This window comes from Agromyces sp. NPDC058136, assembly GCF_042884375.1.
Lineage (GTDB): Bacteria > Actinomycetota > Actinomycetes > Actinomycetales > Microbacteriaceae > Agromyces.
The window spans coordinates 60,314-80,510 of the sequence record NZ_JBHVUA010000001.1; the positions used below are offsets into that span (position 1 = coordinate 60,314).

General features: G+C 70.0%; 20 protein-coding genes. 4 read left to right on the forward strand and 16 right to left on the reverse strand.

Annotated elements, in window-relative coordinates; all coding sequences use genetic code 11:
* Positions 1-121 precede the first annotated feature (121 nt).
* A complete protein-coding gene (locus tag ACFVTX_RS00265; protein ID WP_386897050.1) occupies positions 122-1,432 on the reverse strand; it encodes an FG-GAP-like repeat-containing protein in 1,311 nt (436 codons plus the stop codon).
* A 322-nt stretch (positions 1,433-1,754) separates the two neighbouring features.
* Positions 1,755-2,270, reverse strand: a complete 516-nt coding sequence (locus tag ACFVTX_RS00270) for a DoxX family membrane protein (RefSeq protein ID WP_386897052.1) — start codon at positions 2,268-2,270, stop codon at positions 1,755-1,757.
* Positions 2,271-2,478: 208 nt separating this feature from the next.
* On the opposite strand from ACFVTX_RS00270, the gene ACFVTX_RS00275 reads away from it, so the two are divergent.
* Complete coding sequence (locus ACFVTX_RS00275) at positions 2,479-3,804, forward strand: nucleotide disphospho-sugar-binding domain-containing protein (RefSeq protein ID WP_386897054.1); 1,326 nt, start codon at positions 2,479-2,481, stop codon at positions 3,802-3,804.
* 56 nt (positions 3,805-3,860) lie between these two features.
* On the opposite strand, the gene nusB is transcribed toward ACFVTX_RS00275, so the two are convergent.
* Together nusB and efp are read right to left on the reverse strand one after the other, a co-directional pair.
* On the reverse strand, positions 3,861-4,274 hold the full coding sequence (gene nusB / locus ACFVTX_RS00280; RefSeq protein WP_386897056.1) for a transcription antitermination factor NusB: 414 nt from the start codon (positions 4,272-4,274) through the stop codon (positions 3,861-3,863).
* Positions 4,274-4,837 (reverse strand): elongation factor P, encoded by a 564-nt coding sequence (gene efp / locus ACFVTX_RS00285; RefSeq protein ID WP_386897058.1) that lies wholly within the window; start codon positions 4,835-4,837, stop codon positions 4,274-4,276. The genes nusB and efp overlap by 1 nt, the downstream gene beginning before the upstream one ends.
* A gap of 156 nt (positions 4,838-4,993) precedes the next feature.
* Here efp and ACFVTX_RS00290 point away from each other — a divergent pair, with 156 nt between their 5' ends.
* Positions 4,994-5,449, forward strand: a complete 456-nt coding sequence (locus ACFVTX_RS00290; RefSeq protein ID WP_386897059.1) for a hypothetical protein — start codon at positions 4,994-4,996, stop codon at positions 5,447-5,449.
* A gap of 17 nt (positions 5,450-5,466) precedes the next feature.
* Here ACFVTX_RS00290 and aroQ read toward each other — a convergent pair whose 3' ends face one another.
* From aroQ to ACFVTX_RS00350, 12 genes are all read right to left on the reverse strand, one after another.
* Entirely contained in the window at positions 5,467-5,922 is a 456-nt protein-coding gene (aroQ, locus tag ACFVTX_RS00295) for a type II 3-dehydroquinate dehydratase (protein ID WP_386897060.1), read from the reverse strand.
* Entirely contained in the window at positions 5,919-7,001 is a 1,083-nt protein-coding gene (gene aroB, locus ACFVTX_RS00300) for a 3-dehydroquinate synthase (RefSeq protein ID WP_386897062.1), read from the reverse strand. The genes aroQ and aroB overlap by 4 nt, the downstream gene beginning before the upstream one ends.
* Entirely contained in the window at positions 6,998-7,516 is a 519-nt protein-coding gene (locus ACFVTX_RS00305; protein ID WP_386897063.1) for a shikimate kinase, read from the reverse strand. The genes aroB and ACFVTX_RS00305 overlap by 4 nt, the downstream gene beginning before the upstream one ends.
* Positions 7,509-8,726 (reverse strand): chorismate synthase, encoded by a 1,218-nt coding sequence (gene aroC / locus ACFVTX_RS00310; protein ID WP_386897064.1) that lies wholly within the window; start codon positions 8,724-8,726, stop codon positions 7,509-7,511. The genes ACFVTX_RS00305 and aroC overlap by 8 nt, the downstream gene beginning before the upstream one ends.
* A gap of 21 nt (positions 8,727-8,747) precedes the next feature.
* Positions 8,748-8,939 carry a hypothetical protein gene (locus ACFVTX_RS00315; RefSeq protein WP_386897065.1) on the reverse strand — a complete coding sequence of 64 codons (192 nt, stop codon included), beginning with the start codon at positions 8,937-8,939 and terminating at the stop codon, positions 8,748-8,750.
* 820 nt (positions 8,940-9,759) lie between these two features.
* Positions 9,760-10,602 (reverse strand): shikimate dehydrogenase, encoded by an 843-nt coding sequence (locus ACFVTX_RS00320; protein WP_386897066.1) that lies wholly within the window; start codon positions 10,600-10,602, stop codon positions 9,760-9,762.
* Positions 10,595-12,163 (reverse strand): endolytic transglycosylase MltG, encoded by a 1,569-nt coding sequence (gene mltG, locus ACFVTX_RS00325; RefSeq protein WP_386897068.1) that lies wholly within the window; start codon positions 12,161-12,163, stop codon positions 10,595-10,597. The genes ACFVTX_RS00320 and mltG overlap by 8 nt, the downstream gene beginning before the upstream one ends.
* A complete protein-coding gene (ruvX, locus tag ACFVTX_RS00330) occupies positions 12,160-12,642 on the reverse strand; it encodes a Holliday junction resolvase RuvX (protein ID WP_386897070.1) in 483 nt (160 codons plus the stop codon). The genes mltG and ruvX overlap by 4 nt, the downstream gene beginning before the upstream one ends.
* A 7-nt stretch (positions 12,643-12,649) precedes the next feature.
* On the reverse strand, positions 12,650-15,307 hold the full coding sequence (gene alaS / locus ACFVTX_RS00335; RefSeq protein ID WP_386897072.1) for an alanine--tRNA ligase: 2,658 nt from the start codon (positions 15,305-15,307) through the stop codon (positions 12,650-12,652).
* A gap of 53 nt (positions 15,308-15,360) precedes the next feature.
* Positions 15,361-15,564, reverse strand: a complete 204-nt coding sequence (locus ACFVTX_RS00340) for a hypothetical protein (protein ID WP_386897074.1) — start codon at positions 15,562-15,564, stop codon at positions 15,361-15,363.
* 142 nt (positions 15,565-15,706) lie between these two features.
* Complete coding sequence (rpsD, locus tag ACFVTX_RS00345; protein WP_386897076.1) at positions 15,707-16,330, reverse strand: 30S ribosomal protein S4; 624 nt, start codon at positions 16,328-16,330, stop codon at positions 15,707-15,709.
* 188 nt (positions 16,331-16,518) lie between these two features.
* Entirely contained in the window at positions 16,519-17,946 is a 1,428-nt protein-coding gene (locus ACFVTX_RS00350) for a replication-associated recombination protein A (protein ID WP_386897078.1), read from the reverse strand.
* Positions 17,947-18,081: 135 nt separating this feature from the next.
* Between ACFVTX_RS00350 and ACFVTX_RS00355 the strand changes: the two genes are divergently transcribed.
* Positions 18,082-18,861, forward strand: coding sequence for a peptidylprolyl isomerase (locus tag ACFVTX_RS00355; protein WP_386897079.1), 780 nt, complete (start codon positions 18,082-18,084; stop codon positions 18,859-18,861).
* Between the two features lie 85 nt (positions 18,862-18,946).
* Positions 18,947-20,179, forward strand: a complete 1,233-nt coding sequence (locus ACFVTX_RS00360; RefSeq protein WP_386897081.1) for a DUF349 domain-containing protein — start codon at positions 18,947-18,949, stop codon at positions 20,177-20,179.
* Positions 20,180-20,197 lie beyond the last annotated feature (18 nt).

Below are 20,197 nucleotides of genomic sequence, written 5' to 3' on the forward strand. Positions count from 1 at the left end.
TCACAGGACGGCTTTAAAGGTTGCCAACTCCCCCATGCTATCAGCGCGCACGGATGCCACGGGGCCGACGTCGCGAGACGTCGACCCCGTGGCCGCCGATTTCAGAGTTCTCCACTCTTGGTCACATCACGTGCAAGAAGCTCCCCCAACCGTTACCGATCTTCACCGGCGCCGAGAGACCCGACCCGTTGTGCGGGTAATAGTACAGATCGCCCGCCGCGTCCACTCCGAGCACGTCGGCTGCACCGTCGCCGCTGAAGTCGGAGGCGATCACCTGCTTGAAGCTTCCCCAGCCGTTACCAATCTTCACTCGAGTGGAGAGGCCCGACCCGTTGTGCGGGTAGTAGTACAGATCGCCCGCCGCATCGACACCGAGCACATCGGCGGCACCATCACCGCTGAAGTCCGCTGCCATCACGTGCTTGAAGCTGCCCCAGCCAAAGCCGATCTTGACCGGCGTAGAGAGCGTCTGACCGTTGTTCGGGTAGTAGTACAGGTCACCGGCCGCATCGACTCCGAGCACATCAGCCGCACCATCACCGCTGAAATCTGCTGCCATCACATGTTTGAAACTGCCCCAGCCGTTCCCGATCTTCACGGGCGCTGAGAGTGCAGACCCGTTGTGCGGGTAGTAGTACAGGTCACCGGCCGAGTTGACTCCCAGCACATCAGCCGCCCCGTCGCCACTGAAGTCCGCAGCCATCACGTGTGGGAAGGAGGCCCATCCCTGGCCGAGACGCACCGGCATCGACAGCGTCTGCCCGTTGTTCGGATAGTAGTAAAGCTCTCCAGCCGCGTTCACTCCGAGCACATCCGCCGCACCATCACCACTGAAGTCTGAGACATTCACCGGCGTCGAGCCCGAGCCCGAGCCCGAACCCGCTCCTGAGAGGACTGCACGGATGATCGGCGCGGGATCACGAACGTTGCCTGTGTTGAAGCCCGTCGCGGTCGAAGAGTTCGTGAGGTGCAGGTGCGAGCCACTCCAACACGATCCGGTGACCTGCCCCGAACGCGCAGTCTCACCGATCGAGTCGCCCTGCCGCACACTCCCGGACGTCCGCGTGTTCACAAGATGCGAGTACCCGTCGAAGTCGCTCGTCCCGACCTTGACAATCACGTAGTTGCCGAGGCAGCTGCTCGTTCCTGCTGCGACGATGGTGCCGCCCCGCAACGCGGGCACGGGAGTGTTCGAATAGCCGGGAACCACAATGTCGATCCCCTGATGGTTACGGCTACCGCCGAACTGATCGCCCCAGTGGCTTGTGTCGTAGAAACCAGACACGCCCGCCCAGGTCGTCGACGCTGACGCAGGGGCCGCCGTGAGGGTTGCAGATGCGGCGATCGCGATCGCACCGATCACGATCGCGAGGCGGCGGCGGAGAATCCGCCAACGCGAGAGTGCTCCCTGGTCTTTCATTGCTCTCGTCATTCAAGGTGCCTTTCTGTAGGGTCCCCACCTGATGACACTTGGAAGGTCGAAGCGGCCCGTCCGCGTGCCTCGATGGGCGCGGCCAGCCTATGAACGGGACGGTGGTGCGGAAATCAGGAGAGACCCCGACGACGACGCACTCGACCTGTGGTAGGCACCGGACTCAAACGACCGCCGGATCAACATTCCCAGCTGCTGTCTGTCACCGGGCGGCCTCGCAACGTCGTGTCAACCTGACGGTGTCTTACCCGATCCCACTCAAGACGGGCGGATGCCACGGGGCCGACGTCGCGAGACGTCGACCCCGTGGCATCCGGATCGTTCAGCGACGGCCGATCGGGCGCGTGAGCGCCTTGGCCGCGACGACCACGGCGGCTGCGACGAGCACGACGTCCTTGAGGATGTACTGCGCGGTGAGCGTCGGGCCGGCGCCCGTGAAGAGTTCGCCGGCGAAGAACACGAGCGGCGAGAAGATGCCGACGAAGGTGCCGGCGAGGGCGAGCAGGCCGATGCGGAGGAGGAACCCGGTGATGAAGGTCAGGCCGACGAAGACCTCGAGCGAGGCGGTGAGCGCCATCGCGGCGTAGCCGTCGACGATGCCGAACGAGAGGGCGTTCCAGGTGCGCATGACGAGATCCTCGACGGGGCTCGCGCCCGGGAGGAACTTCAGCGCGCCGAAGACGACGAAGACGAGGCCGAGCGAGACGCGCAGCGCCGGGACGCCGACGCGGGCGAAGAAGCGCTGGACGACGGCCTGGGCGTCGTTGGCCCGTTCGAGCACGGAATCGAGTCCCGAAGCCGTCGAGACGCGTCCGGTGCCGAGAGTGGTGCTGGACATGGTGGATCCTTTCGGTGCGTGCGATGAAGGGGGATGTGGCAGCCGGATGCGGCAGCACGTCCATCACACCGGTGCGGGCGCCCCGGGTCGCCATGGCGACCGCTGAAACGGGTTCGTGGCCCGCCCCGAATCGCGTCTCAGGGTTGTGCCCGCCGTACCCCCCGAGCGCGGGGCGCGCCGCGACCGTCCGCCGTGGTGCAATGGCGCCATGGCAGAGGTGATGATCGCGGTCATGCCGTTCCACGGCCACGTCGCACCCATGGCGGCGGTCGCCGAGGCTTTCCTCGCCGCCGGGCACGGGGTGCGCGTCTACACGGGCGCCGCCCACGCCTCCCGGTTCGAGGGTCTCGGGGCGCGTGTCATCCCCTGGAACGCCGCGCCCGACTTCGACGAGCACGACCTGCCGGCCACCTTCCCCACCCTCCGCGGCCGCAAGGGCCCGCGCCAGATGCTCGCGAACGTCGAGGAGGTCTTCGTGCGCACCGCGGCGGCGCAGGCGGTCGACCTGACCCGGGCGTACGACGAGCAGCGGTGGGACGCCATCGTCGCCGACGGCCTGAGCGTCGGCGCGCATCTCGCCTCCGAACTGACCTCGACACTATGGGTGACGGTGAGCATCGTGCCGCTCACGATCCCGAGCCGCGACCTCCCACCGCCGATCTTCGGCCTCCGACCGGCCCGCAACTTCGCAGGGCGGCTTCGCGACCGCGCGCTGCGCTCGTTGTCGGGGGTCGCGTCGCGGGGCATCAGCCGCGCGTACGCCGAGCAGCGCACGATCGCCGGCCTCCCGCCCGACGGACTGAAGCTCGAGCAGGCGTTCATGTCGCCCGACCTCGTGTGCGCCTCGGGGGTGGCCGAACTCGAGTACCCCCGCTCCGACCTCGCGACCCAGGTGGTCTTCGTCGGCGAACTCACGAGACCACGCCCCGACGACACCCCGCTGCCGGTGTGGTGGCCCGACGTCGAGTCGTCGGCGCTGCCGATCGTGCACGTCACGCAGGGCACCCTGAACGTCGACCCGCACGACCTGATCGAGCCCGCCTTCGCCGCCTTCGGCCGGCAGCGCGTGCTGCTCGTCGCCGCGACCGGCCGGGCCGACGCCCCCGGACTGCCGTTCCCCGCGCCGTCGAACGCGCGGGTCGCGGGACTCGTCCCCTACGCGGTGCTGCTCCCCCGGCTCGACGTCATGCTCACCAACGGCGGCTGGGGCGGCGTCCTCGCCGCGCTCGGGCACGGCATCCCGCTCATCGTGGCCGGCGGCGACCTCGACAAGCCCGAGATCGCCGCGCGCGTCGCATGGGCCGGAGCCGGGGTGAACCTCCGCACGGGCCGTCCGCGTGCCCGGGCGGTGCTCAGGGCGTGGCGGCGGGTGAATGCCGATCCCGGCTATCGCGCGAACGCGCGTCGGATCGCCGAGTCGCTCGCGGCGCACGACGGGCCTCGCGAGGTCGTCGAGCACACTCTGCGGCTCATCGACGAGCCGTCGAGCACGCCGGCCCGAACGCCGCCGACGGCCCCGCGACCGCGCTCATGACGACGGCGGCCGACCGCGCGTGTGCGCGATCGGCCGCCGTTGCAGAACCGGAGCGGTCAGGCCTTCGAGTGCGAGATGGCCGCGAGGAGCCCGTTCACGAAGCCCGCCGAGTCGTCGGTGGAGAGTACCGTGGCCGCCTCGACGGCTTCCGAGATCGCGACCGCGTCGGGCACCTCGTCGTTGTAGACGATCTCCCAGACGCCGATGCGCAGGAGCGCGCGGTCGACCGCGGGCATGCGCTCGAGGGTCCACCCGCGCGAGTTCGTCTCGATGAGCTCGTCGATCTCGGCGCGGTGGTCGACGATGCCGTCGACGATCTCGCGCGCGTAGAGCCACGACGCGGCCCGCTCGGGCTCGTTCGCGGCCTTCTGCGCCTCGACGACGAGCATCTGCTCGACCGGCACCTGGCGCATGTCGGCCGAGTACAGCATGTCGAGCGCGCGCTTGCGCGCCTTGGTACGGGCGCTCACTAGTCGTTCACGCGGCCGAGGTAGTCACCCGTGCGGGTGTCGACCTTGACCTTGGTGCCCGTCTCGAGGAAGAGCGGGACCTGGATCTCGTAGCCGGTCTCGACGGTGGCCGGCTTGGTGCCGCCGGTCGAACGGTCGCCCTGCAGGCCCGGCTCGGTGTAGGTGATCTCGAGGACGACCGAGGCGGGCAGGTCGATGTACAGCGGGTTGCCGTTGTTCAGGGCGATGGTGACGGCCTGGTTCTCCAGCATGAAGTTCGCTGCGTCGCCGACGACCGTGGCCGAGACGGTGATCTGGTCGTAGTCGGTCGCGTCCATGAACACGAAGCCGTCGCCGTCGTTGTACAGGTAGGTGAAGTCGCGGCGGTCGACGTTCTCGATCTCGATCTTCGCGCCCGCGTTGTAGGTGCGGTCGACGGTCTTGCCGCTGACGACGTTCTTGAGCTTGGTGCGCACGAACGCACCGCCCTTGCCCGGCTTGACGTGCTGGAACTCGATGACGCTCCAGAGCTGGCCGTCGATCGAGAGGACGACGCCGTTCTTGATGTCAGCGGTGCTTGCCATGCGTATACGTTCCATTCAGTTGCGAAGAGGCTCGGCCGGATTCGGCCCGAGAGTTCAGTCGATCGAGTGTAGTCGCTCAGCTCCGAGCGCGCCAATGCGAGCCGATGCGAGCGGATGCCACGCGGCCCGCCGTCGGGGATGCCCTAGCCTGACGGGGTGATCGACACCCCGCGCTCCGGCCCCCGTCCGACCGTCTCGACCGAGGGCCCGCAGCGTCAGCTCGACCAACGGTCGACGCCCGAGTTCTGGGGCCGGCTCGTCGCCGAGGTGTTCGCGCTCGACGGCGTCGTCGAGGGGCACAGCCAGGTCTCGCCGAAGTCGTCGCGCGCGGTGTTCCTCGAGGGCGTCGAGACGGCGCGCGCGCCCGAGACCTCGCTCTTCCCCGAGGGGCGGCTCGAACCGGTCCACCTGCACGGGGTCACCGACACGAGCGTGCACCTCGTCCTCCGCGCCGAGCGGGGCGCGCGGCTCACCGAGCTCGGGTGGGCCGAGCCCCACCAGTACGAGGACTTCGGCACCGAGTTCATGGTCTACGGCCCTCGCGATGCCGACGAGCTCGCGGTCGTCGTCTCGATCGTCGAGGAGAGCCTCGCCTACGCGCGAGGCGACTGACGCACGGCGCGGCCCGCTCAGCCCTCGGCGCGACCCGTGATGACGTCGAGGAGCAGCCGCACGGCCGTCGCGTAACCGGGCACGCCCTCGCCCACGACGTGCACGGACGCGATGTCGGCGACGTACGAGTGGTGACGGAACTCCTCGCGCTGCCGCACATCGGAGATGTGCACCTCGGCGACCGGCAGGTCGACGCCCGCGAGCGCATCGCGCAGCACGACGGAGGTGTGCGTCAGCCCGCCGGGGTTGATGACGATGCCGGCGCAGTCGAGCCGCGCCGCATGGATCGCGTCGAGGAGCACGCCCTCGTGGTTGGACTGCACGGCCCGCACCTCGAAACCGCGTGCGGCCGCGGCATCCGCGACGACCTGCTCGACGTCGGCGAGCGTCTGCGAACCGTAGATCTCGGGTTCACGGGTGCCGAGCAGGTTGAGGTTCGGGCCGTTGACGAGCAGCAGCCGGCGTTCGGTCACGAGCCGATCTCCTGGTAGGCGGCGAACAGCAGCGACTGGTCGGGCGCCTGCATGACCGTCGGCTTCGCGAGGTCGTCGAGCACGATGAAGCGGAGCTGGCCCGCGCGCGACTTCTTGTCGCGCTGCATCGTCGCGAGCAGCGTGTTCCATCGGCCGGCCGGGTAGCTCGTCGGCAGGCTCAACAGGTCGAGCACCCGGCGGTGCCGGTCGGCGACGTCGTCGGAGAGACGCCCCGACAGTCGCCCGAGCTCGGCGGCGAACATCATGCCGACCGAGACGGCCGCACCGTGCCGCCACTGGTAGCGCTCGGCGTGCTCGACGGCATGGCCGAGGGTGTGACCGTAGTTGAGGATCTCGCGGAGGCCCTGCTCGGTCAGGTCCTCCGACACGACATCGGCCTTCATCTGGATCGCGAGCTCGACGACGCGCCGGAACTCGGGCGTCGTCGGGTCGGTCGCGACCTCGACATCGGCCTCGACGATGTCGAGGATCTCGGGGTAGCGGATGAACCCGGCCTTCACGATCTCGGCGAAGCCCGCGAGGATCTCGTTCTTCGGCAGCGTGTCGAGCAGATCGAGGTCGCACAGCACGGCGGCCGGCGGGTGGAAGACGCCGACGAGGTTCTTGCCTTCGTTCGTGTTGATGCCCGTCTTGCCGCCCACGGCCGCGTCGACCATGCCGAGCACCGTCGTCGGCACCTGCACGACGCGCACGCCGCGCAGCCACGTCGCGGCGACGAAGCCCGCGAGGTCGGTGATCGCTCCCCCGCCGAAGCCGACGATCGCGTCGCTGCGGGTGAAGTCCGCCTGGCCGAGCACCTGCCAGCAGAACGCCGCCACCTCGACGCGCTTGCCGGCCTCGGCGTCGGGCACCTCGGCGAGGAGCACCTCGAAGCGGTCGGACAGCTCTTCACGGAGCGTCGCCGCCTTCGCGCCGAGCGTCGCCGGGTGCACGACGAGCACCTTCTTGACCGACGAGCCGAGCGCGTCGCCGAGGTCGCCGATGACGCCGCGGCCCACGACCACGTCGTAGCCGGTCTCGCCGCCGACTCGGATCGTCGTGCGCTCGTCTGCCGTCATCGTTGTCCTCCGAAGTGCCCGGTGATGTCGTCGACGATCCGCCCGACCGAGCGTCGGGAGGTGTCGATGGCGAGGTCGGCGACCGCGGTGTACAGCGGGCGCCTTGCCTCGAGGATGGCCGACCAGCGGTCGAGACCGCCGTCGGCGATGAGCGGGCGGTTGCCGCCGGCCAGTCGCGGGGCCACCGCCTCGCGGGAGACCTGCAGCCACACGACCGAGAGCCCTGCGAGGTCATCGCGGGTGTCGTCGTGGAGCACGGCGCCGCCCCCGAGCGAGACGACGGCCTCCTCGCGGAGGGCCTCGGCGACGACCTCGCGCTCGATGACGCGGAAGTACTCCTCGCCCTCACGGGCGAAGATCTCATCGATCGCGCCGTAGCGTTCGACGATGCGGGCATCGGTGTCGACGAACGGTGCGCCGACCGCCGCTGCGAGCCGCTGACCGACCCGCGACTTGCCGGCGCCCATCGGCCCGACGAGCACGACGGGAAGCCCGATGCGGGGCTGGTCAGACACGAGCGTCGGCCGCGCCCGTCGCGACCCCGGTGCGGAGCGTGTCGGGGATGGCGGCGAGGTAGGACTCGAGGTTGCGGCGGGTCTCGACGACCGAGTCGCCGCCGAACTTCTCGAGCACGGCGTTCGCAAGGACGAGCGCGACCATCGCCTCGGCGACGACGCCCGCCGCGGGCACCGCGACGACGTCGGAACGCTGATGGTGGGCGGGCGCGGGCTCGCCCGTTGCGACGTCGATCGTCGGCAGCGCGTGCGGCACCGTCGCGATCGGCTTCATGCCGGCGCGGACGCGGAGCACGGTGCCGGTCGACATGCCGCCCTCGGTGCCGCCCGCACGGTCGCTCGCGCGCTCGATGCGGCCGTCGCCGGGGTGGAGTTCGTCGTGCGCGACCGAACCGCGTCGCCGGGTCGTCTCGAAGCCGTCGCCGACCTCGACGCCCTTGATCGCCTGGATGCCCATGAGCGCGGCGGCGAGCTGCGCATCGAGCCGGCGGTCCCAGTGCACGTGAGAACCGAGCCCCGGCGGCAGGCCGTAGGCGAGCACCTCGACGACGCCGCCGAGCGTGTCGCCCGACTTGTGCGCGTCGTCGACCTCGGCGACCATGCGGGCGCTCGTCTCGGGGTCGAAGCAGCGCAGCGGGTCGGCGTCGACCGTCTCGAGGTCGCCGGGCAGCGGCAGCGCGGCCCCCTCGGGCACGCGGACGGGCCCGATCGAGAGCGTGTGCGCGATGGTCCGGATGCCGAGTTCGGCGAGGAACGACTTCGCGATCGCGCCGAGGGCGACGCGTGCGGCCGTCTCGCGGGCGCTCGCGCGCTCGAGCACGGGGCGGGCCTCGTCGAAGCCGTACTTCTGCATGCCGACGAGGTCGGCGTGGCCCGGGCGGGGCCGGGTGAGGGGCGCGCCGCGACCGCGACCGAGGCGCTCGGCATCGATCGGCTCGGGGCTCATGACCTCCTGCCACTTCGGCCACTCGGTGTTGCCGACGCGGACCGCGACGGGGCTGCCGAGGCTCAGGCCGTGGCGCACACCGCCCGAGATCGCCAACTCGTCCTGCTCGAACTTCATGCGCGCACCGCGGCCGTAACCGAGTTTGCGGCGCGCCAGATCGGCGCGGATCGAATCGAGCGAAACGGGGATACCGGCGGGAAGACCCTCGAGGATCGCGACGAGCTCAGGGCCGTGCGACTCTCCGGCAGTGAGCCAACGGAGCATGACTCCTATCCTTCCACAGCGTCAGGCGACGGATTCGCGCATGACGTCGAGCACGTCGTGCTCATCGGGCAACGGCGAGAACGGGTCGCCGTGCACGAAGATGCGGATCTGCAGGAGCGCCTGGTGCAGCAGCATGCCGAGCCCGTGCACGACTCGCCCGTCGCCGGCCTGCCAGGCGCGCCCGAGCGGGCTCGGCCACGGGTCGTAGGCCACGTCGAGCAGGGCCGCGTTCGCGACGAGCTCGGGTGAGGGCTCGACTCCGAGGTCGGTGCCGCCGGGGCGCGGTCAGTTGACGAGTTCGGCAGCCGTGCGGTCACCGGCCTGATCAACGAACGAGGCGATGGGATGCTTCGTTGGGACTTGGCGTTGCCGGTTCCAGCAATGCCCCACCGTCGCCAGGACATTTGCGAAGTCCTACAGGTCGGCGGCGTACGTGAAGCGGCGCACATTGCTACGAACGTGATGTGGTGTGCATCGTCATCGTGGCTGAAGACTACGTGAGGCGCTCACGTGGACGGCATACGATACAGAAGGACCTCCTGGCTGGCAACGGGCCTGAGCAGCTCCGCCTCCAACGCAGGAGGCCCTCGCCGGTCTACAAATGACCGCGGTCATCCGCAGATCCAACGTCTCGGGGCACGGTCCCGGAGATCGCGCCTTGATTCAGTACTTGTAGCCGAACTGCCAGTATCCAAATGTGTTCTGGAAGCACGTGCGCCAGATGGTGTATCCCTCTGCTCGGTACGTCTGCATCGAGCTGACGCACGTCGAACTCAGACGGTACTCAGGTGAGTACGTTGTGGTAGCAGCAGATGCGACACCAGCACCCCCAAGGGAAAGAGCCAACCCAACCGCGACGGCGGCACCTGCGCTCGACAGTCTTCTCACACTCTTCTTCACATATCTCCCTCTGTTAGGCCGAGTACTCGGCGGCGATTCTTGGCCGCCAACCTATCAGAGCTGAGTATTCCCTGAGCGTGCAATTTGAGGCGAGAGCTACAACCAAGGTCCAATTCGGTCAATTGGCGGCTGGTCAACTTCTCAGCGCGGAGCGCATAACCGTCAGTATTCCTGATTCGTCGGAAAGCACGGCGGCCGGATCACCGCCCGCAAAAATGCGCACCTGCAAGAAAGCTTGCTGCAGCAACATGCCGCTGCCGTCGATGACCCGTCCTCTGCCTTCGATCCACCACTTCGCGAGAGGAGTCGGCCAGGGCGCGTACGCGACATCGAGCAAGAGTGCACTCGACACTAGTTCAGCGGGCACCTCTGAGCCGGTGTCCGTTCCACCAGGCAGTGTACTGACGACGAGATCCGCCGGCCCAGCATGGGCGAGCGCGCCGAGATGGTCGACGTCCACGATCAGCCCGACCGAGCGTCCAAGATCAACGAGTTTCGCTCCCGCCTCGGGCCGCCGAAGCAATACCCTCACGTGGGCAACGCCGAGCTCCGCGATCGCAACCATCGAGGATGCCGCGGTGGCGCCGCCCCCGATGATGATCGCAGTTCGGGCCACCTCAAGGCCCGCCTCGGCCAGCGACCGAACAATCCCACCAACATCCGTGTTGAAGCCGAGGCGCCGGCCGCCTTCGAAAAGCACGGTGTTGGCCGCACCCGTCAGCTGCGCCAGCTCGTCGACCTCGTCGAGGAGCGGCAGGACGTCCTGCTTGAGCGGCATCGTCAGCGAGAGGCCCCGCCACGAGGCATCCAGCCCCTCGAGGAACGCCGGAAGCCGGTCGCCGGTCATCTCGACCGCCGTGTACTCCCAGTCGAGGCCGAGCCGCGCGTAGGCGGCGCGATGCAGCGCCGGGCTCTTCGAGTGGGCGATCGGCGAGCCGAGCACCGCGAGGCGCGCCGTGGGCGACGACTCAGCCATACTCGGGGTGCTCCTCCATCCAGGCGAGCCACTTCTCGACGGCGGCGTCGTGCTCCTCGACCGCCTCGGAGAAGATCGTCTCGCCCGTGTCGAGGTTCCACGTCACGAAGAACAGCCACGGGCCGTCGGCCGGGTGCACGGCTGCGTCGATCGCGAGATCGCCGGGGTTCGAGATCGGTCCGATCGGCAGCCCCGGGTGCACGTACGTGTTGTAGAGGTTCGACGCGTCACCGCGCTCGGCGTCGGTGGTCGTCACGAGGTGCGTGTTGCCCGTGCCGTACGCGACGGTGGCGTCGGACTGCAGGAGCCCGCTCTCCCACTTCGCCGGGTCGAGGCGGTTGAGGAACACGCGGGACACCTTGTAGAAGTCGTCCTTCAGCCCCGCCTCGCGCTGCACGAGCGCCGCGAGCACGATCGTCTTCCACCGGTCGGCGGGTGCGACGCCGGCCTCGTCGAGCGCCTGGAACTGCCGGTCGACGAGCGTCTGCAGCACGGCATGCGCGTCGAGGTTCGGGTCGAGCGTGTACGTCGCCGGGAACAGGAAGCCCTCGAGGTTCGTGGCCTCGGCGGGCAGCCCGTAGTTCGCCGGCGGCTCGGCCGCGGCGGCCTGCAGCTCTTCGAGCGGGATGCCGGTGCCCTCGGAGATGCGCGGCAGCGCATCGACGGTCGCCGTGCCCTCGGGGATCACGAAGGTGTTCTCGAGCTTGTTCGCCGGGTCGACGAGCGCGTCGAGCGCCGCCTTCGCGCTCATCTGCTCGGCCAGGCGGTACGCGCCCGGGTAGAACACCGGAGCCGTGGCGGCCTCGTCGATCGCCTCGAGGAAGGCATCGGTCGAGGCCACGACATCGTCGGCGACGAGGTTGTCGCCGATCGAGGAGCCCGTGTCGCCCTCGTGGATCATGAAGATCACCTCGCCCGTGCCCTGGCCCTCGTAGTCGGCCGCAGGCTCGAAGCGTTCGATGACCGCACGGATCGGCCCCTCGAGGAAGAAGTAGGCGCCTGCGCCGAGCCCGGCGACGATGAGGAGCGCCACGAGGCAGCCCCAGCCCCCGCGTCGCTTCTTCGGCTTCTCGTCGCCGTAATGGTCGTAGGGGTCGGATGCCGCGGCACGACGCTCGGCCCGTGAGGGCTTGCGCCGCACGGGCTCGTCGTCGGCCGCGTCGTGGTCGACGGACTGGTGCGGGTCGGCGAGGAGATCGGCGAACGGCGAGGCGGAGGAGGTCGCCGTCGCCGTCGCCCCGGTGACCGGCTGCGGCCGCTCGTTCGGGCTCGGCTGCGCCGCGCCGCGCCGCGGGCCGGGTGCCCCGGGCGCCAGGTGCGCGTCGAAGTCGAAGCGGGCGGGCGTCGGTTGCGGCGCCGGAGCCTGGGCCGCCGACGGGAACGGGGCCTGCGTCGCCGGAATCGGCGCCGGAGTCGTCGGTCGCGGCGCCGGGATCGGCTCGGCCGAGAAGCCGCCGGCCGCCGCCTCGGCCTGCGCGGCCGCGCGCTGCTCAGCCTCGCGGAGCTCGCGCCGCGTCATCGGACGGGCGGAGTCGGGGTGCTCTGGGGGGAGCTGGGTCACAGGGGTGAGAGCCCTTCGTCGAGGTCGAGCACGCGGCCGGGTGCGAGGCCTGCGGCCCGCTCGGCGTCGATCGCGTGTTGCAGAATGATAACGGCTGCGACTTGGTCGACGATGGGACGCTGCTTCTTCGACGACTTCCCGCTCGCCCTCAGCGCCTGCTGCGCGCTCACGGTCGACAGCCGTTCGTCGACGAGCCGCACCGGGATCGCGGCGCCCGAACGCCCGAGCCGTTCCGCGAACTCCAGCGCGTCCTCGGTCGACGGCGTCGAACCGCCCGAGAGCGAGAGCGGAAGCCCGACGACGAACTCGATCGCGTCGTACTCGGCTGCGAGCTCCGCGATCCGGCGCACATCCGCGTCGCCGTCGGCGGCGCGTGCCACGGTCTCGATCGGCACCGCGAGCATCCCGCTCGGATCCGACCGCGAGACCCCGATCCGCGCACGGCCGACGTCGATGCCGAGCCTCGCCCCGAAGCGCATGACGCGACTACCCTCCGAGACCGCGACGCACGGCCTCGAGCGCGGCGGGGATCGCCGCGACGTCGGTGCCGCCGCCCTGCGCCAGGTCGGGCTTGCCGCCGCCACCGCCGCCGAGCACGCCGGCCGCGGACTTCGCGAGCGCACCCGCGTTCGCGCCGTGGTCGCGAGCTGCGGGAGAGGTCGCCACGATCGCGAGCGGCTTGCCGCCCACTTCGCCCGCGAGCGCCACGACGCTCGCCGCATCGCCGAGCTGCGAGCGAACCGAGAGTGCGAGCGAACGCAGCTCGTCGCCCGAACCGAGCGAGCCGACCGACTCGGCCACGAGCAGCACGTCACCGACGCGGCCCGCCTTCGCCGCGAGCGCCGGCACGCGGTCGTTGAGCGCCTTCGCCTCGAACGCCTGGATCTTCTTCTCGGCCGCCTTGAGGCTCGTGACGAGCTCGCCGACGCGGTCGACGAGCTGTTCAGGACGAGTCTTCAGCGAGGAGGTGAGCTCGTTCACGAGCGCACGCTCGGCAGCGAAACGACGGAACGCCTCGAGGCCGACGAGCGACTCGACACGACGGTTCGACGCACCGACCGACGACTCGCCGACGATGTTGATCATGCCGATCTCGGCGCTCGTCGACACGTGGGTGCCCGCGCAGAGCTCGCGCGACCACGGGCCGCCGATGTCGACGACGCGCACGACGTCGCCGTACTTCTCGCCGAACAGCGCCATCGCGCCGAGCGCCTTCGCCTCGTCGAGCGGGAGTTCACGGGTGACGACCTGCAGGTTGTCGCGGATCGCGGAGTTCGAGATCTCCTCGAGCTCGCTGCGGGTCTCGGCGGACAGGGCGGAGTTCCACCCGTAGTCGAGGCGGAGGTAGCCGGCCTTGTTGAACGAGCCCGACTGGTGCGCGTTCGGGCCGAGCACCTGGCGCAGCGCCGCGTGCACGATGTGCGTGCCGGAGTGCGCCTGCGTCGCGCCGCGCCGGTAGTCCTCGTCGACGAGGCTCGTCGCACGCTCGCCGACGCCCACCTCGCCCGAGGTGACCTTCACCGTGTGACTGATCAGCCCCTTGACGGGCTTCTGCACGTCGAGCACCTCGAGCTCGAAGCCGTCGCCGACGATGCGGCCCTGGTCGGGGGCCTGGCCGCCCGACTCCGCGTAGAGCGCGGTCTCGGCGAGGATGACCTCGGCCGTCTGGCCCGCGACCGCGTGCTGCACGGGGCGACCGTCGACGAGGATGCCGAGCACGCTCGACTCGGTCGACAGCTCGGTGTAGCCCGTGAAGATGGTCTCGCCCTTGGCGCGGTAGTCGGCGTAGACCGAGAGGTCGGCGAGCACCTTCTTCTTCGACTTCGCATCGGCCTTCGCACGCGTGCGCTGGGCCGTCATGAGCTCGTCGAACGCACCGCGGTCGACCGCGAGGCCGGCCTCTTCGGCCATCTCGAGCGTCAGCTCGATCGGGAAGCCGTAGGTGTCGTGCAGCAGGAACGCGGTGTCGCCCGCGAGCTCGCCACGGCCCGAGTCCTTCGTCTTCGCGACCGCGAGGTCGAGGATCGAGGTGCCGGCGGAGAGCGTGCGGAGGAAGGTCTCCTCCTCGCCGAGCGCGAGCTGCTCGATGTGCGCGTAGTCGCGCGCGACCTCGGGGTACGCGGACTTCATCGCGTCGCGCGAGGCGGCGAACAGCTCGCGGAACGTCGGACCCTCGACGCCGAGCAGGCGCATCGCGCGGATCGAGCGCCGCAGCAGGCGGCGCAGGATGTACCCGCGACCCTCGTTCGACGGGCTGACGCCGTCGCTCATGAGCATGAGGGCGGAGCGCACGTGGTCGGCGATCACGCGCATGCGCACGTCGTCCTCGTGGTCGGCGCCGTAGCGTCGGCCCGAGATCTCGGAGGCGCGGTCGAGCACCGGACGCACCTGGTCGATCTCGTACATGTTGTCGACGCCCTGCTTGAGGAACGCGACGCGCTCGAGCCCCATACCGGTGTCGATGTTCTTCTTCGGCAGCTCCTTCACGACGGTGAAGTCGGTCTTCGACGTCACATCGGTGATGAGGTACTGCATGAAGACGAGGTTCCAGATCTCGACGTACCGGTCGTCGTCGGTCGCGGGGCCGCCGTCGATGCCGAAGGCGGGGCCGCGGTCGAAGAAGATCTCGGAGCACGGGCCGGCCGGGCCGGGCTGCCCGGTGTGCCAGTAGTTCGTCTCCTTGCCGAGCCGCTGGATGCGCTCGTCGGGCAGACCCGCGACGCGCTTCCAGATCTCGATCGCCTCGTCGTCGTCCTCGTAGACGGTCACCCAGAGGTCGTCGGGCGAGAACCCGTAGCCGCCGGCCGACTCGGGGCTCGTGAGCAGCTCCCACGCCATCGAGATGGCGCCTTCCTTGAAGTAGTCGCCGAACGAGAAGTTGCCGTTCATCTGGAAGAACGTGCCGTGGCGCGGCGTCTTGCCGACCTCTTCGATGTCGTTCGTGCGGATGCACTTCTGCACGCTCGTCGCGCGCGGGTACGGTGCGGGAACGATGCCCGTGAGGTACGGCACGAACGGCACCATGCCGGCGACGGTGAAGAGCAGCGTCGGGTCGTCGGAGACGAGCGAGGCAGAGGGGACGACGGTGTGGCCGCGCTCGGCGAAGAAGTCGAGCCAGCGCTGGCGGATTTCGGCGGTCTGCATGGTTCCGTTCTGGGGTCGAGCCCGGTCGCCCGGGCCGGAGGGAAGGGTGGTGCTCAGCGTTCGGCGGCGGCCGCGTCGCCCTCGGCGCGCAGCTCGGCGTCGCGGGCGTGGTAGCCCTCGGCGATCGCATGGCCGAAGGCCCGCGCCTTCGCATCGACCGAGGAGAAGAAGTCGCGTCCCTGCTTGGTCTGGTTGACCTGGTGCGCGACGACGAATCCGGTCGCGATGCCCACGGTGAACCACAGAATGCTCTTCACTGGTGCTCCTGTTCGATGTCTCTCGCCGGCGCGGTGGCGCTCGGCACGCCTCGAACCAGTCTAGTGGCGCGTCGGCGCGCCGCGTCCGGAGACGCAACAGGGGCCGCGGGAAACCCGCGACCCCTGTTCGAGACGACTCGCGTCAGCGAGCGGCGTAGTACTCGACGACGAGCTGCACGTCACAGGTCACGGGGACCTCGGCGCGCTTCGGGCGACGCACGAGACGCGCCTGGAGCTTGTCGAGCTCGACCTCGAGGTAGCCCGGAACCTTGGGGAGCACGTCGACGTGACCGCCGGCCGCGGCGACCTGGAACGGCTCGGTGCCCTCGCTGCGGGTCTTCACGTGGACGAGCTGGCCCGGCTTCACGCGGAACGAGGGGCGGTCGACGAGCTGGCCGTCGACGAGGATGTGACGGTGCACGACGAACTGGCGGGCCTGCGAGATGGTGCGGGCGAAGCCGGCGCGGAGCACGAGCGCGTCGAGACGCATCTCGAGCAGCTCGACGAGGTTCTCACCGGTCTGGCCGGCGGTGCGCTTGGCCTCGACGTAGGCGATCTTCAGCTGCTTCTCGCGGATGCCGTACTGGGCGCGGAGACGCTGCTTCTCGCGCAGACGAACGGCGTAGTCGCTGTCCTGCTTGCGCTTGGTGCGACCGTGCTCACCGGGAGCGTAGGGGCGCTTCTCCATGTAGCGGGCGGCCTTCGGGGTGAGGGCGACGCCGAGCGCGCGGGAGAGGCGGGTCTTGCTGCGTGACTGGTTCGACACGAATGTCCTTTCGGAAGAATCTCAAGTGAATCACCGGCGCGTTCGTGCGCCGGGGATCTGTGTCAGAGGGATTCGCCAAGGGTGGATCGGCTACAGATCGCACCCGTTCGCCGGTGACCCTCTCGCAGCCGCGCTCGAGGATCTGGCTTCAGGCCAGCGACCATGCTACCACGACGAACCGGGCGTGATCAGCGCCCGCCGCGCACGATGCGGCGCAGCTTCGCGAGCCGCGCCGAGACCTCGCGCTCGTTGCCGTGCTCGGTCGGCGAGTAGTAGACGGCGCCGCGCAGCGTGTCGGGCAGGTACTGCTGCTCGACCACCCCGATCGCGTCGTCGTGCGGGTAGCGGTACCCCTTGCCGTGCCCGAGCCGCTTCGCGCCCGAGTAGTGCGCGTCGCGGAGGTGCTTCGGCACACGACCGGCCTTGCCGGCGCGCACGTCGGCGATCGCCTGGTTGATGCCGAGGTAGGCGGCGTTCGACTTCGGCGCGGTCGCGAGGTGCACCACGGCCTGCGCGAGCGGGATGCGCCCCTCGGGCATGCCGATGAGCTGGACCGCGTCGGCCGCGGCGACCGCCACGACGAGCGCCTGCGGATCGGCGAGGCCGATGTCCTCGGACGCGAGCACGATGATGCGACGCGCGATGAACCGCGGGTCCTCCCCGGCCTCGATCATGCGGGCGAGGTAGTGCAGCGCGGCGTCGACGTCGCTGCCGCGCACCGACTTGATGAACGCGCTGATGACGTCGTAGTGCTCGTCGCCGTTGCGGTCGTACCGCAGCATCGCGCGGTCGACGGCGCGGGCGACGATGTCGGCGGTGATCACCGGCGGCGCGGATGCCACGGCGCCGCCCTCGTCGCGCTCGTCGATCTGGTCGTCGTCGTCCGTCTCGTCGTCATCGACGTCGTCTGCGGTCGCTTCCGCCTCCTCGGTCGCCATCGCCGCCGCCGACACCGCCGCCGCCTCGAGCGCGGTGAGCGCCCGCCTGGCGTCGCCCGACGCGAGCCGCACGATCGCCGCGCGCGCCTCGTCATCGAGCACGACCTTGCCCGCGAGCCCGCGCGGATCGGTCACCGCACGGTCGACCACCACCCCGAGGTCGTCGTCGCCCAGGAGCTCGAGCGTGAGGAGCAGCGAACGCGACAGCAGCGGCGAGATGACCGAGAACGAGGGGTTCTCGGTCGTCGCGGCGACGAGGATCACCCAGCCGTTCTCGACGCCGGGGAGCAGTGCGTCCTGCTGGGCCTTCGTGAAGCGGTGGATCTCGTCGAGGAACAGCACGGTCGACAGCCCGTAGAGGTCGCGGCTCGCCCGCGCCTCCTCCATCACCTGGCGCACGTCGCGAACACCTGCGGTGACCGCCGAGAGCTCGACGAACTTGCGCCCCGAAGAGCGGGCGATCGCCTGCGCCAGGGTCGTCTTGCCGGTGCCGGGCGGCCCCCAGAGGATCACCGAGACCGACCCGCTCTCGCCGGAGCGGTCGCCCGCGAGGGCGACGAGCGGCGAACCCGGCGTCAGCAGATGACGCTGACCGGCGACCTCGTCGAGGCTCGTCGGACGCATGCGCACCGCGAGCGGAGTGGCGCCGGAGCGCAGCCCCGTACCGGTTTCGACCATGGATTCAAGCGTAGTCGTGGCATCCGACACCACTGCCCGATGAACCTGCCGCCTGCCGCTGCACGGTGCGGCGATTGGTGCGGTCACGCCCGCTTAAGTAGAGTCGGCTCGCAGGATTCCGGAGAAGGAGCAGGCGTGGCATCGAACGACCGACAGGCGCGCGAAGAGCGTGCGCGCCTGCGCACCTACCAGGCACGGCAGGAAGTCCACGCCGGCAAGCAGAAGCGGCGCACCCGCGACAACGTGATCGCGGTGCTCGCGCTCGTCGTCGTGCTCGCGCTCGCGGTGGGCGCCCAGCTCTTCTTCTTCAACGGCGGCCCCGGCACTCCCGAACCCGTCGCGAGCGAGACCCCGGCGCCGACCGAGGCGGCGGGCGAGAACCAGGGCGACGTCCCCTCCCCCGAGCTGGCCGAGGGCCGCACCTGGACGGGCACCCTGACGCTCAACGACATCCCGCTCGGCATCGAGCTCGACGGCGCCGCCGCTCCGCAGGCGGTCGCGAGCTCGATCAGCCTCATCCGGTCGGGCTTCTACGACGGCGTCTCGTGCCACCGACTCACGACCGAGGGCCTCTACGTGCTGCAGTGCGGCGACCCCGAGGGCACCGGCAGCGGCGGCCCCGACTACAGCTACGGCCCCGTCGAGAACGCCCCCGCCGACAACCTGTACCCGGCGGGCACCATCGCCATGGCCCGCCAGTCGGGCAACGGCTACAGCCACGGCAGCCAGTTCTTCATCGTCTACGAGGACACGACGCTGCCCACCGACGCCGCGGGCGGGTACACCGTGATCGGCAAGGTCACGAGCGGGCTCGACGCCCTGCAGGCCGGAGTCATCGACGCGGGTGTCGCCGACGGTGCGAGCGACGGGGCTCCCGTCGTGCCCACCACGATCACCTCCGTCACGATCCAGTGAGCACGGCACCGCCGCCGAGCGGTGCAATAGGCTTGTCAGCACACGCCGCCGTACCGGTGGCATCCGACCTGCAAAGGGTGAGGCCGTGACCGAATCAGATCAGCAACCGTGGGGCCGCGTCGACGAGACGGGCACCGTCTTCGTTCGCACGAGCGACGGCGAGCGGGAGGTCGGCCAGTACCCCGACGCGACGCCTGAAGAGGCGCTCGCCTACTTCGAGCGCAAGTACGCCGACCTCGCGGGCCAGGTGGGCCTGCTCGAGCAGCGCGTTCGCCGTGGCGCGCCCGCCGCGGACGTCGCCAAGGCCGTCTCGACGCTCACCGCGTCGATCACCGACGCCCACGCGGTGGGCGACCTCGAGTCGCTCTCACGCCGCCTCGAGGCGCTCTCGGGCACGACGAAGGAGCTCACCGAGCAGCAGCAGGCCGAGGCGAAGGCCGCCCTCGAGGTCGCCGTCGCCGAGCGCACGACGATCGTCGAGCAGGCCGAGGCGCTCGCGGCGCAAGACCCCGCGAAGACGCAGTGGAAGCAGGCGACCGCCGACCTCGACGCGCTCTTCGCGGCGTGGCAGCGCCACCAGCAGGACGGCCCGCGCCTCCCGAAGAACGAGGCCAACGAGCTGTGGAAGCGGTTCCGTGCCGCCCGTTCGACGATCGAGCAGCACCGCAAGGCGTTCTTCGCCGAGCTCGACGCCGCCCACCGCGACGTGCGCACCCGCAAGCAGCGCCTCATCGAGCGCGCCGAGGCGCTCTCGTCGCGCGGTGCCGACGCCGTCGGCGACTACCGCAGCCTCCTCGACGAGTGGAAGCAGGCGGGCCGCGCCGGCAAGAAGCTCGACGACCAGCTCTGGGCGAAGTTCAAGGCCGCCGGCGACGTGCTCTTCAACGCGAAGGCCGAGATCGACGCGAAGGACGACGAGGAGTACCGCGCCAACCTCGACGAGAAGCTCGTGCTCCTCACCGAGGCCGAGACGCTGCTCACCGCCACCGACCCGAAGCCCGCCCGCGCGGCGCTCAACGCCATCCAGCGCAAGTGGGACGAGATCGGCAAGGTCCCCCGCGACCAGGTCCGCAATGTCGAAGACCGCCTCCGCAAGGTCGAGAACCACGTCCGTTCGCTCGAGGACGAGCGTTGGCAGCGCGAAGACCCCGAGAAGAAGGCCCGCTCCGAGGGCATGCTCGGCCAGCTGCACGATGCGATCGAGAAGCTCGAGTCCGAGGTCGCCGCGGCCGAGGCCGCGGGCGATGCGAAGGCTGCGGCCGCCGCTCGCGAGGCGCTCGACGCCCGCCGTGCGTGGCTCAAGGCCGTCGGCGGCTGAGCCGACGACTTCTCCGGC